Annotated in this window: 9 protein-coding genes and 1 pseudogene; 5 read left to right on the top strand and 5 right to left on the bottom strand. The window is 70.2% G+C overall.

All coding sequences use genetic code 11. The features are described from left to right. The first annotated feature begins 111 nt into the window (after positions 1-111). Positions 112-939 carry a hypothetical protein gene (locus AB0J90_RS13480; protein ID WP_363595478.1) on the top strand — a complete coding sequence of 276 codons (828 nt, stop codon included), beginning with the start codon at positions 112-114 and terminating at the stop codon, positions 937-939. Between the two features lie 86 nt (positions 940-1,025). Here AB0J90_RS13480 and AB0J90_RS13475 read toward each other — a convergent pair whose 3' ends face one another. Then, positions 1,026-3,587 carry a M64 family metallopeptidase gene (locus AB0J90_RS13475; protein ID WP_363595476.1) on the bottom strand — a complete coding sequence of 854 codons (2,562 nt, stop codon included), beginning with the start codon at positions 3,585-3,587 and terminating at the stop codon, positions 1,026-1,028. 430 nt (positions 3,588-4,017) lie between these two features. On the opposite strand from AB0J90_RS13475, the gene AB0J90_RS13470 reads away from it, so the two are divergent. From AB0J90_RS13470 to AB0J90_RS13460, 3 genes are all read left to right on the top strand, one after another. Beyond that, positions 4,018-4,995 (top strand): GlxA family transcriptional regulator, encoded by a 978-nt coding sequence (locus AB0J90_RS13470; RefSeq protein ID WP_363595474.1) that lies wholly within the window; start codon positions 4,018-4,020, stop codon positions 4,993-4,995. A gap of 129 nt (positions 4,996-5,124) precedes the next feature. After that, positions 5,125-5,709, top strand: a complete 585-nt coding sequence (locus AB0J90_RS13465; protein ID WP_363595472.1) for a hypothetical protein — start codon at positions 5,125-5,127, stop codon at positions 5,707-5,709. Between the two features lie 47 nt (positions 5,710-5,756). Further along, on the top strand, positions 5,757-7,034 hold the full coding sequence (locus AB0J90_RS13460) for a hypothetical protein (protein WP_363595470.1): 1,278 nt from the start codon (positions 5,757-5,759) through the stop codon (positions 7,032-7,034). A gap of 73 nt (positions 7,035-7,107) precedes the next feature. Here the strand turns inward: AB0J90_RS13460 and AB0J90_RS13455 are convergent, their stop codons facing one another. From AB0J90_RS13455 to AB0J90_RS13440, 4 genes and pseudogenes are all read right to left on the bottom strand, one after another. After that, positions 7,108-8,616 (bottom strand): phosphoesterase, encoded by a 1,509-nt coding sequence (locus AB0J90_RS13455; protein WP_363595468.1) that lies wholly within the window; start codon positions 8,614-8,616, stop codon positions 7,108-7,110. A 122-nt stretch (positions 8,617-8,738) separates the two neighbouring features. Then, the gene (locus AB0J90_RS13450; protein WP_363595683.1) at positions 8,739-9,212 is read right to left on the bottom strand and encodes an arsenate reductase ArsC; all 474 of its coding nucleotides are present in this window, start codon (positions 9,210-9,212) and stop codon (positions 8,739-8,741) included. Between the two features lie 66 nt (positions 9,213-9,278). Beyond that, positions 9,279-10,334: pseudogene (arsB, locus tag AB0J90_RS13445) on the bottom strand (ACR3 family arsenite efflux transporter); the annotation flags it as partial. A 72-nt stretch (positions 10,335-10,406) separates the two neighbouring features. Then, positions 10,407-10,784 carry a metalloregulator ArsR/SmtB family transcription factor gene (locus tag AB0J90_RS13440; RefSeq protein ID WP_363595466.1) on the bottom strand — a complete coding sequence of 126 codons (378 nt, stop codon included), beginning with the start codon at positions 10,782-10,784 and terminating at the stop codon, positions 10,407-10,409. 107 nt (positions 10,785-10,891) lie between these two features. Between AB0J90_RS13440 and AB0J90_RS13435 the strand changes: the two genes are divergently transcribed. Next, the gene (locus AB0J90_RS13435; RefSeq protein WP_363595464.1) at positions 10,892-12,343 is read left to right on the top strand and encodes an FAD-dependent oxidoreductase; all 1,452 of its coding nucleotides are present in this window, start codon (positions 10,892-10,894) and stop codon (positions 12,341-12,343) included. Positions 12,344-12,721 lie beyond the last annotated feature (378 nt).

The following is a 12,721-nucleotide window of genomic DNA, read 5'->3' as shown; positions in this document are numbered from 1 at the left end:
CGCGGAAGCTCCGATCCGCGGCCTGATCACCGTGCCCGGCTCCGCGTTCAAGCTCGAACCCGCCAAACGCACGATCGTCCGGGTGCTACGGGATGCCCCTGGGACCGGGTCGTGACCTCGAACCTGCTCGGCGATCCGATCGACCGGGTCGACGGTCCGCTCAAGGTCACCGGCGCTGCCGCGTACCCGTCGGACATCACCTATCCGGGCCTGGTGCACGCCGCGCTCGCACAGTCCACCATCGCGCCTGTTACGTTCCGCGCCATGGTTCCCGTGTGGCGGATCGCGAACTGGCACCGGGCCGCATCGCCCGTGACCCAGCCGATCACCAAGTTCGGCGGTCAGCCCACCTGGCTCGGACGGCCGCAATGGCCGCTCAGCGCCTCCCGGGGTACGCCGATGCGCTTCGTGTGCCAGATCGTGCTCCAACCCGAACTCTTCGGCGACGGCCCGGTACGGCTCGCCTACGTCTTCGTCACGCATGGCGAGCACGGCAGGGACGCCGAGGAGTTCGACCCGGACGTCGTCCTTCCCGACGGCGGCGAGAACGCGGTGGTCGTCCAGCCCGGCGCCTTCACCGGGCCAACCGCCTCGTCGACCAGCGGCCCGACACTCTACCACGAGGACGGTTCGCCTGCGGAGTACACGGTCGACCTGGTCCGCGGCGAGGATCCCGAACCCATGGTGTCCGAGGCGTACCTGGGACTGCCGGCCGACGAACGGGACCGCTACTTCCGTACGGTCGACCACGACAAGATCGGCGGGACCGCGCTGCCGCTCGACCAGCATGACCTGCCCGCGCCCGGGTCTTGGCGGCTTCTCCTGCGCCTGGCGACGAACTGGACGCCGTTCCACCTCAATCTCGGCGCCGCGCCAGTGGTCCTCGCCTTTCTCTCCACCGACGCTCGTGAAGGCCGCCTGCTCGTCGAGGACTCGTAGGCGTCAGGGTCGAACACGCGGACGACGAAGAAGGGTGGTGGGCCGGCGTCCACGCCGACCCACCACCCGTCATCCGAAGGCGCCGCTCACAACTTCGCGCAGTCGCCGCTCTTCGAACCGTTCACCTTGTTCGGCGCACCGAAGTCCGTCACCGGCGCACTGTTGCCCGAGCAGCTCAGCGAGCCGTTGAAGCGGTTGCCCACGAACAGCGGGCCGTAGGCGCCGGCGAGCCGGCTGTACCGCTCGTTCGCCGACACCTGCGTGTTGCCCGAGAACGCCAGCGCGCCGTTGAACGTGGTGCCGGCGATGGTCACGTCACGGGTGGTGCCCGTGATCTGGGCCGCGCCGTTCAGGCTGGAGCCGAACATCTGCACCGCCTGCGCGCCAGCGGACACCAGGTTCCCGTTGATCGAGCTGTCCTTGACCACCAGCGATGCCCCGGCGCGTACGGTGACCGAACCGTTGACCTGGGCGTTGGTCAGGCAGGTCACGCCCTGCTCGACGACGACCCGTGTCTGGCGGCCGGTCAGCGTGGTGGTGCACGTCGGCGAGGATCCCGGCAGTACGGTGGCCCGGTAGCTCTGCGCCGCGCCGATGTTGCCGGCCGGGTCGATCGCCCGGTGCTCGACCAGGTGGGTGCCGAAGCCTGGCACGAACCCGCCGCTCGGGTGGTCGTCCGGCAGGGTCTGCTCGAACGTGGCCCGGGACAGGCCGCCCGTGCCGAGGTTGCCGTACGTGAGCGCCTTCACGCTCGTACCTGAGTGGCGGAACTGGAACGGCGACTCCGGCATCGGCTGCTCCGGGAACCCGAAGTAGTTGAACCAGCCGTCGTTGTCCAGGCGGAGCTGGCCGACGACGTAACGCTTCTCGTCGTAGCCGGTCTGGTCATCGCGCGGGTCGAGGCGCATGTCCCAGCCGTCGAAGTACACCGGGTGTTCGATCGCGCCGGGCAGCGTGGTCAGCGGCGTCGACAGCGTACGCGGCGCGGTCGGCAACGCGTTGTCGACGGTCCACTCGGCCCGGTCGGAGACACCCGGTGCGGCCGGGTCGGTCACCGTCGCGACCAGCTTGTGCGTACCGGGCGTCAGCCTCAGCGCACCGAGGTCCAGGGTCCGGCTGTTGTACGGGTTCGGCACCGCCTTGCCGTCGAGTGACCAGTCCACGTCGAGTACGCGGTCGGTGGGGTGGTTCGTCTCGACGAAGACGACCTCGTCACCGGCGACCGGCTGGGTGGCGATCGTCGCGGAGGTGATCTCGGCGGCGGGTGCCGACGGGGTCGTGGTCTCCTCGCCCAACACCCACTGGCGGGTCTGGACGAACCGAGGGCCGTTGTAGCCCGAGTCGGAGGCGGTGTTGTTGGTCGACGGGTTGCGTACCCAGTCGGTGCCGTCCGGTCCCACCGGGTCGCGTACCTCGACGTGCACGACCGTGCCGGCGGGCAGGTTCAGCGTGCCGAGGTCGAGGCTGCGACTGTTGTGGGTTTCGAGGACCGTGCCGTCCGGGCCGCCGACGCGCCAGGTGACCTTCAGCTCGTGGTAGCGGGGCTGCCCGGTTTCGACCCAGAGCACCTCGTCGCGGGCGACGGTGCCGAGCGGCGTCTGCCGGACGTTCATCTGGCCGGCGTTACGCATGCCGGTGATCCGGGCGACCATGTTCTCCCGGCCGATCTGGTCCAGGTCGAACCCGATCCACCGCATCATCGAGTGCTCGCTCGGGCGACGCTGACCGCACGGGTACGAGCCACCGCCCTCGTGCAGCCCGATGGTGCCGCCGGAGAGGCTTTCCTCGCCGAGCCAGCGGAACCACTTGTGCTGGTCGGCGATCATCTTCTGCTCGTCGCTGTACGTGGTGTGGTGGAAGCTGCCCGGCTCGTTGCCGGTGTAGCAGTTGCGGACCACGTCACGCGAGCTGTACGGGTACTCGTCCGCGAGCGTGCCGAGCGAGTGACCCAGCTCGTGCAGCGAGATCAGCGGACCCTGCGGCGATCCACCGGACGTCGTCGCGTTCGTGCCGCCGATGCCGCCGTACGTGAAGGTGTTGAAGATGGCCAGCGACTGCACGTTCTGCGAGGTACGCGGAATGCCGAGCACCGGAGCCACGTACGTGTCCATGATCCGGTTGTACGCCTGGTTGCCGGTCTCGCAGGGGTTCACCCCCGGCGGGTAGTAGGCGGCGAAGCTCTGGCAGTTCACCGGCGCCCCGCCGTACACGGTGCCCCGTGACAGCGGATCCCGGCAGCCGTCCTGGTAGATCATCCGCAACGCGGTGTTCTTCGCGTCGATCGGGCCCTCGCGCTCGCCCGTGTCCCGGACCGTCCCGTCCGGGTTGCGGACCCGCCCGTCCGGGTCGCACCGTACGCCGTAGTCGATGGAGGCGAGTTCGACGGCGTAGACGTTGATGTAGTCCCGGTAGGTCCGGAACGGCTCCGTGGCCCACATGACGGCCAGGTTGCGGTCCACGTCGGCGAAGAACAGGCTCTGCTGGTCGGCCTGGTAGCCGTCACCCATGATGATCAGGTTGAGCCGTTCGGTGGTCGGCCCGGTGACCTGGATCGGATGGACCTTCGGTTCCGGAAGCGGTCCCGGCGCCTGCGCCGCAAGCGACGCCGGGACGGGACCGGCGACCAGCAGACCGGCCGCCAGACCCACCACCGCGAGAGTTGCTCTCCACCGTCTCACAAGCTTCACCTCACCTCTCAGGTGCCGGTACGCGTCCGGCACTCGACCGCGTCACGCGCGGATCATGGGTGTTCAGGCCCGGGAAAGGTGCCGGGGTCCGGCTCGCCGGGGCGAGCACCGCACTGACCACGGCCGCTTCGGCTCATGGCCCGATCTCCGCTGCGATTCCCCGACATCGATCCAAGGTCGATCGACGGTATCCGCCGGCCTCGATCGGCAGCACCGGACACCTGACGGAAGATCGGCAGACATGATCCGTCCAACGTCGCAACGGGACACGGCAACGTCGGCAGGGCACGCCTCCGCCCACCGGCCGCCCCACGTCACGGCCGGGACGGGCGCGGTTCGGCGTACCCGATCTGGGTGGTCCGGTTCGGACGGACCCGCTTAGCGTGGAGTCATGCAGAAGCGGACGATCCTGGTCGTGGGCTACGACGGGGCGGAGCTGATCGACATAGCCTGCGTCACCTCCAGCCTCGACATCGCCAACCGCATCGGCGCCGACCCGCCGTACCGGGTGGTTCTCGCCTCGCCCGGTGGCCGCGACATCACCTGCGACTCCGGTCTGCGGGTGGCGGCGGAGACGTCCCTGGAGCGGTTCAACGACCCGGTGGACACCCTGCTGGTCTCCGGTGGCCTCGGTCACGAAGAGGCCGCCGCGAGCCAGCGCCTGGTCGGTCACGTACGACGCCTGGCCGCGCTGGCGCGCCGGGTCGCGTCGGTCTGCACCGGGTCCACCGTGCTCGCCGAGGCGGGTCTGCTCGCCGGCCGCCGCGCCACCACCCACTGGATGTACGCCGAGCGGCTCGCCGACCGCTACCCCGACGTGCTCGTCGACCCCGAACCGATCTACATCCGGGACGGCAACCTCGCCACCTCCGGCGGTGTCACGAGCGCGCTCGACCTGACCCTGGCCTTCATCGAGGAGGACCACGGCCCGGCCCTGGCACGCGGGGTCGCGCTGGGCACGGTGGCGTACCTGCAGCGCCCGGGCGGGCAGTCCCAGATGAGCATGTTCGTGGCTCGGCGTACCACCGGGGATCTGCTGGTCCGTCGGGTCAGCGACCACACCGTGAGCCATCTCGACGACGACCTCAGCACGGGGGCGCTGGCCCGGTTCGCCGGGGTCAGCGAGCGACACCTGTCCCGGTTGTTCCTGACACACCTGGGGCAGACACCGGCGCAGTACGTGCGCCGGGTGCGTACGGAAGCCGCGGCGCAGCTTCTGGTGTCGACCGGGCTGCCACTGACCGCGGTGGCCCGGCGGTGCGGGCTGGGCTCGACCGAGACCCTGCGGCAGGCGTTCCTCGACCGGTACGCCGTGCCACCGTCGCGGTACCGGCGTGTGCACGGATCGGCGGTTGCTGCGGTGTCTTAGCGGCCCGTCGTTCCTGGCCCGCAGCCGTGGCGCGAACCTCGCAGGATTTCGGCGAAACCGCGCAGGGATCCGGACACCGTCGGTCGCGCGGTGACGGCGAGCGCCGGTTCACCGGCCAGGATCGCCACCATGACGGATACGGCGTTACCGCAACGGGCGAGGGCGGCCGATCGGTGGCCCACCGCGTTGGCGCTCGTGGTGATCGCGGGCGCCGTCACGGTGATCACGCTGCTGGACCGCGAGGTGGAGTTCTTCGGCCCCGCCATCGCCACCATGGCGGGCATCTACCTGGTGGCGTACGCGGACGGCCGGCCGTGGACGGCGTGGCCGGCCTTCGTCGGGTTGAGCGCCGTGGTGTCGGTGCTGCACGTGCTGCGGAGCCTGCGGGTGCTGGACGTCGATCCGGCGGTCGGGATGACGGTCGTACTGCTGCCGCTGTGGCTGTGGGGGGTGCTGCGGCGCCGGTTCACCGACGCCGGGACGTTCACCTTGCAGACGGCCGGCATGGCCGGCTTCGGCGCGATCACCCTGCTGTGCGCGGCGGCGCAACCACGGCTGGGCATCGTGCTGGCCGGTGTCGGCTTCCTGGCCCACGGCGCCTGGGACGCCTACCACTTCGTCGTGGACAAGGTGGTCAACCGACCGTGGTCGGAGTTCTGCGGCGTGGTCGACCTGGCGGTCGGTACGGCCCTGGTCTTCGCCGCCGTCGGTTGACCGGCGCGGCGCGAGGGTTGTCGGTGGCTGTCGACACAATGTCGCTCATGCCCAGCGTGAAGGACCGTCATGAGACGTGGCGAACGGAACTGCTCACCCCGGTCGCACGGCAGTGCGCACATCCCGGCCTGACCACCAGCTTCGAGGATCTTCCCTCGAGGTGGCGCGATACGCCGGTCCGGACATTGCGGTGCACGGACGCGGACAACTCCTGGGCCGTCCTGGTCACGGTGGTCCGTGGCTACCGCCAGCAGCCGGGCGACTCGCTCGGCGGCAACGAGTTCGGCCGTGACCCGCACACCGCCTACGACCTGGATTCGCCCGGCGACCTGGTCTACGAGCTGCAGGTCACCGAGGACGACGGGTTCGACGAGCACGAGCTGCTGGCGTTCCGCCTCCTCGGCGACCCGGACGAGGTCCGAGCGGAGGTGCTGCGGTGGGCCGGCAAGAAGGCGGCACACTCGGTCAGCCCGCCGGTCGAGCGGGCCGAAGCGCGGCAGCGCCGGGAACGCCGCCAGTTCGACCACCGCCAGGCCGCGGCGGCATCACCCCGGGTACGGATCGGCCTCGTGTCCGACGAGGCCGCCGCCGACCTCGACGCGATCGACCGGACCGCGTTGTGCTGGCACTTCCCCCGCGGGAACACCGGCGCCTACCAGCGATCCGCGGTGGTCGCACTGGCCGGCTACAGCGAGCAGCGGCCGCACCTGCGCGGCCGGTGGCTTACCGCTCGGGCCGAGGGCGACGAGGTGGTCATCGGCACCGAAGAGCTGATCCCGGCCAACCAGCGGCACCGCTGGGACACCGCCCGCTGGCTCTGGGACCGTCGCCAGACGGACACCCCAGCAATGCTTCGCTGGCAGGTCGATCAGCCCGAGCAGGCCGCGACGGCGGTCGCGGCCGTCCGCCGTGGCGCGTTGCCCGAGGCGCTGACCGGTGCCGGGGTGCAGACGGATCCGGAGCTCGACGCGTTGCTGACCGGGGTGCCGTACCGACTTTCCGACGCCGAACTCACCCCGACCTGGGTGGCGAACCTGTACCGCGGTCTCGCCGACCTCGCGCCCTGGCGGCTGGACGCGGCGTACCGAGGTTGGCGTGACAACCGGCAGGCACAGGGGCTGCCGGTACGGGACCCGGTCGTCCTGTTCGGCCTCGGCGGGGTCGGCGCGGCCCGCAAGCCGAAGCTCGCGCTCGACCATACCGGCGACGCCCCACTGCTGTGTCTGATCCACACCGGCAGCAGCGCGGTGCTGCCGTACGCCCACTGGACGGTCCCCGCCGACCTCGGCGCCCGCCTGTACGGCTGGCAGCCGTACCCGCACTGACCGCGCCCCCTGTTCCCTCCCGCTGGAACCGTACGGCGGGAGGGAACAGGGGAAGGGCTGTGCGGCTCAGAAACTATCGGACCTGCACGAACACCGGGTTCGAGTAGAACCACAGGTCGTCCCAGGGGTTCTCCTTGCCGTCCGCGAGGGGCTCGGCCTCGTCGGTGCTGGTGCCGCGGACGCGGGCGTACATGTCGCTCTCGACCCCGCGCAGCGTGTACCGGATGACGTAGTCGCGACCCTGCTGGCGCCAGTCGCGGGGGCCGAACCGGGCCGCGACCCTGGTGGTCGGGTTGGTGTCGGCGTCGAGGTTGGCGTTCGGGCCGGTGACCTGACCGACGATCAGGTCGACGCGGCGGACCTGCGGGCGGTCGCCGTGGGCGTTCTTGCCCTCCAGCGGCCGGAACTTGATCTCGATCTCGACGTCGGTCCGGTTGCGGCGGTTCAGCGTGACGGTCTCACCCGAGGTGGCGTTGCGGCCCTGGCCGGACGCGGTGAGGTCGAGGCTGGTGATCAGGTCACCGGTGGTGACGAAGATCCGGCCGTTGCGCAGGCCGTCCATGATGTCGGCGTAGCCCTGCCGGGCGTGGACGTAGGTCTTGCTGTACTCGCCCGGCCAGAAGTCCGAGCCGCCGCGGGTCCAGTGCACGTGCGAGTCGGAGGTGGCGGTGATCCACCAGCGTCGACCCTCGCCGAGCAGCGAGTCCCAGAGGCCGCCGAGACGGGCGGTCATCTGGTCGAAGCCGCCGTGGGTCGGGTAGCTGCCGTAGCTGCCCCGGGCGCCGCCGTTGAGCGGGCCGGCCTGGTGGCCGGGGGCACCCTCGAAGCCGACGTAGATTTCCGGCGCGGCGTTGTTGCCGTTGCGGAACTCCCGGGGGGTGTCCTGTCCGTAGACGCCGAGGCCGGTCGCCGACCGGGACGCGTGGTGCGCGATGACCAGCGGGCGCTGCTCCAGCCCGCGGGCGTACTTGAGGAACTCGACCATCTTCGGCTCGGTGTCCCGGCTCGGGTCGGCGGGGAACGGGTCGAGCTTGGCGAACCGGCTCTCCAGCTCGAACAGCAGCTTCGCCTCGTCGTCGTGACGCGGGATCATCAGGGTGTGGTGGTCCAGGGCCGGCGCGTCGAACTCCATGCCCCAGAACTGCAGCACCTCGGGCACCAGTTTGCGGGAGAGCAGCAGGTCGGGGTACGCCTGCTCCAGGTTGACCTTCGAGTGCGTCGGTCCACCGTGGTCGGTGCACATCGCCCAGGTCAGGCCGAAGTTCTTCGCCATGATCGCGTTGGTGACGATCGGGTAGACCGCGTCGCCACCCTTGGTGAACTTCGGCGGGTTGACCGACGTGTCGAACGAGCCGCTGTACTCCGAGTGGATGTGGTGGTCACCGGCCCGCCAAGCCCGGCCACCGGATTCTCCGCCGCCCTGCTTGTCGTTCTTGCCATCGGCGTCGTTGTCGGCGGACGCCGGGCCGCTTCCGATCAGGGGGCTCGCGGCGGCCAGCGTCGCGCCGACGCCGGCGTACTTGACCAGTCGACGCCGCGACAGCTGCGTACGTTCGGTGTCTTCGATATCCTTGCCGTTCAAGGCGGAACCTCTCCTCGATACTGCGATGGCCGTGTCAACCGCCGAGCATCAAAGGACGTGCTGAAGATCCGGTGAACACAGGCTGCGCTGAGCACGAACAACGAACCCCGGCACGTTGAAGATCAACCGCCGGTTACCGCCTGTTGCCGGCCCGATCCTCCACGGAAACCTCGGTCTGGCCGCCAGACGCCATGGTCGGGGAGCAGTTCCGCGAGGAGGGTCTCGACGCGCTGACGGATCTCGTCGCGGACCTCGCGGACGGTGTCGATGCCCTGGCCCGCGGGGTCGGTGAGCTGCCAGTCCTCGTAGCGCTTGCCGGGGAACACGGGGCAGGCGTCCCCGCAGCCCATGGTGATGATCGCGTCGGCCGACCCGGCCAGGTCGTACTCCAGCCGGCGAGGGGTGTTGGCGGTGATGTCGATGCCGACCTCGAGCATGGCCCGGACTGCGACCGGGTTGATCCGGTCGGCGGGTGCCGATCCGGCGGAGCGGACCTCGACGCTGTCGCCAGCGAGGTGACGTAGCCAGCCGGCGGCCATCTGGGACCGGCCGGCATTGTGTACGCATACGAACAGGACAACGGGCTTTTCGGTCATCGCTGTCTCCCGGGGGTGCGGTTTCGTGGTGAGGTCGACGGTGTCGGGTACGCCCGAGCGTGCGGGTGGGAAGAAGCGTCGGCGAGCGGCGAGGCTGACGTGGACGAGGGCGACCAGGACGGGTACCTCGATGAGTGGTCCGACGACCCCGGCGAGGGCTTGGCCGCTGGTGACGCCGAAGACGCCGATCGCCACGGCGATGGCGAGTTCGAAGTTGTTGCCGGCGGCGGTGAAGGCGAGCGTGGTGGTGCGCTCGTAGTTCAGGCCGATCGCACGGCCGAGGGCGAAGGACCCGGCCCACATGATCGCGAAGTACGCGAGCAGGGGTAGGGCGATCCGGGCGACGTCCCACGGCTGGGCGGTGATCGCCTCGCCCTGCAGCGCGAAGAGCAGCACGATGGTGAACAGCAGTCCGTACAGCGCGACCGGGCCGAGGCGGGGGAGGAGCGTTTCCTCGTACCAGTCACGGCCCTTGGCGTGTTCGCCGAGTTTGCGGGTGAGGTAGCCGGCCGCGAGGGGGATGCCGAGGAAGACCAGGACGCTGCCGGCCACGTTCCAACCCGAGACGGACAGCCCGGTTTGGTCCAGGCTGAGCCAGCCGGGTAGGACGGTGAGGTAGAACCAGCCCAGGATGCCGAACGCGAGGACCTGGAAGACGGAGTTGAGGGCGACCAGGACGGCGGCGGCTTCCCGGTCGCCGCAGGCGAGGTCGTTCCAGATGATCACCATGGCGATGCAGCGGGCGAGGCCGACGATGATCAGGCCGGTGCGGTACGCGGGTTGGTCGGGCAGGAGCAGCCAGGCCAGGGCGAACATCACCGCGGGGCCGACCAGCCAGTTGATGCCCAGCGAGGAGATCAGCAGTCGTCGGTCGGAGGTGACGGTGTCGAGTCGGTCGTAGCGCACCTTGGCCAGCACCGGATACATCATGACCAGCAGACCGAGGGCGATGGGTACGGAGATCCCGCCGACCTTGACGTGCCCGAGGACGTCGTCGAGTCCAGGGAACAGCCGGCCGAGGAGCAACCCGACGACCATGGCGGCGCCGATCCAGAGCGGCAGTAGCCGGTCCAGGGTCGAGAGCCGGGCGGTCGTGGGTGCCGGTGTTGGCGGGGCGGTCATGTGTCGGGTGCCTCGTTCGGTGTTCGACGTGGGCTCGGCTGTGGGGAGCGCCGGGTTCGAGGGTGGCGGCGACTACACCGCAGTTGCCGGCTCGACCGCGAGCAGCGACGCGAGCTGGCGCAGGGCTTCGGGTCGGGGCCGGTAGTAGACCCAGGTCCCGCGGCGCTCGGAGGTGACGAGGCCGGTGTCTCGCAGGGTCTTGAGGTGGTGGGAGATCGTGGGCCCGCTGAGGTCGAATGCCGGGGTGAGGTCGCAGACGCAGATTTCCCCGTCGGGGGCGGAGGCGATCATCGACATGAGCTGAAGACGCACCGGGTCGCCGAGGGCCTTGAAGGCCGGGGCGAGCGTCGCGGCGGTCTCGGCCGGGATTCGTTGTTCGGTCATCGGTACGCAGCAGGGCTCGCCGCCGTTGAGGTCGGTGAGGTTGTTGGTTCCCTGTTGCTTCGACATCCCTCTAGGTTGACAGGTATCAAAACAAGGTGCAAGCTACGAGTACCTGATTTGAGATCTGTCTAGATAACAGACTGCGCGTTTCTCCAGCTGACGAGGGAGTCGAGATGACCATCAGTTCAACGACCCTGCCGGTCGCGGTGATCGGCGCCGGTCCGGTTGGTCTGGCCGCGGCGGCGCACCTCGCCGAGCGCAGGCTCGACTTCGTGGTCCTGGAGGCCGGTACGCAGCCAGGCAGCTCGATCAGCCAGTGGGGGCACGTCAGGGTGTTCAGCCCCTGGAGGTACAACATCGACACTGCCGCCCGGCGGCTGCTCGATCCCACCGGCTGGGCCGCACCCGAACCCCACCTGCTGCCGACCGGTGCGGATCTGGTCACCGACTACCTGCAACCGCTGGCGAAGCTGTCGGCAATCGCCCCGCAGCTGCGCTACCACGCGCGGGTTGTCGCGATCGGCCGGCTCGGTGTCGACCGGGTCCGCTCCCGAGGTCGGCAGGACGCCCCGTTCGTGATCCGGCTCGCCAACGGCGACGAGGTCCTCGCCCGCGCGGTGATCGACGCCTCCGGCACCTGGACCAGGCCCAATGCCCTCGGCGCCAGCGGACTGCCGGCGTACGGCGAGGGCGACATCGGGTACGCGGTCGAGCAGGCGCTGCCGGACGTACTCGGTGCGGACCGCACCCGGTTCGCCGGTTCCCGGGTCCTCGTCGTCGGCGCCGGACACTCGGCCGCGAACACGCTGCTCTCCCTCGCCGACCTGGCCACACAGGAGCCCGGCGCCACGGTGTACTGGGCGATTCGTGCGGCCACCGCCTCCCGGGCCTACGGTGGCGGTGACAACGACGCGTTACCCGCTCGGGGCGCCCTCGGCACCCGGCTGCACGCCCACGTCGAAGCGGGGCGGATCACGTTGCTCACCGGATTCTCCGTACACACCGTTCGCGCGGCGGTCGGTGGGGGAGCAGTGGAGGTCGTCAGCCTCGACGTCAACGGCGGTCGGCGTTCGGTGACCGTGGACCGGATCGTCTCGGCCACCGGGTTCCGCCCCGACCACACCATCAGCACCGAACTGCGCCTGGACCTCGATCCGATCATGGAATCCCCTCGTGCGCTCGCTCCGCTGATCGATCCGAACCAGCACTCCTGCGGCACCGTCCCGCCGCACGGTGCGGACCACCTCGCGCACCCCGAGCCGGGTTTCTACACCGTCGGCATGAAGAGCTACGGCCGCGCGCCCACGTTCCTCATGGCCACCGGCTACGAGCAGGTGCGCTCTGTCGTAGCCGCGCTCGCCGGGGACTGGGAGGCCGCCCGGGACGTGCAACTGGAGCTGCCCGAGACCGGAGTCTGCTCCAGCGACCTGGCCCTCGGCGAGGGCGAAGGCGAAGCCGGGTCGCAGGGCGGTTGCTGCGGGCCCGCGCCGGCCGTCCGGGCCGACGGGCGGGGGCTCGCCACCGGCATGGCCGGTGGGCTGCTCGCCGTACCGCTTCCGTTGGTCGCCATCGGCACCCAGAGCGACCCGGATACCGGGACCACCGGCGGTGGCTGCTGCGGCTGACCCATGCCGAGCGCCGCGCGCGGTCCCAGGTGGACTCGCTGCTCGCCGGCATCGGCGGGGCGACGCCCGGCGCGCGGTCACCGTCGTCGGGAGGCTTCGCCAGTCCGATCCTCATGCCCCTGACCACCGCTACGTCGGCTCGTCGTGCCGACGCCGGCCGGGTACTTGATCAACGAACTGTTCACGTCGACACCCCCTTCTGATCACTGGGCCAAGCCCCTGGGTTCTCGCAAGCGCGGCAGAGTCTCGCCCGCTCGCGTCTTCGGCGCGCCGCAGCACCTTACGAGCCTGGGGAGACGTACTTGCCCATCCTCGGACGCCGATCGCGCCGCGGCCCTGCGAGCGCCGTCGCGTTCGACCGGGACCAGCCCGAGGTGG

The sequence above is a fragment of the Micromonospora sp. NPDC049523 genome (genome assembly GCF_040676775.1).
In the GTDB taxonomy this organism is placed as follows: domain Bacteria; phylum Actinomycetota; class Actinomycetes; order Mycobacteriales; family Micromonosporaceae; genus Micromonospora_G.
The sequence above is the reverse complement of the archived record's forward strand: the minus strand, read 5'-3'. Positions and strand labels throughout refer to the sequence as shown.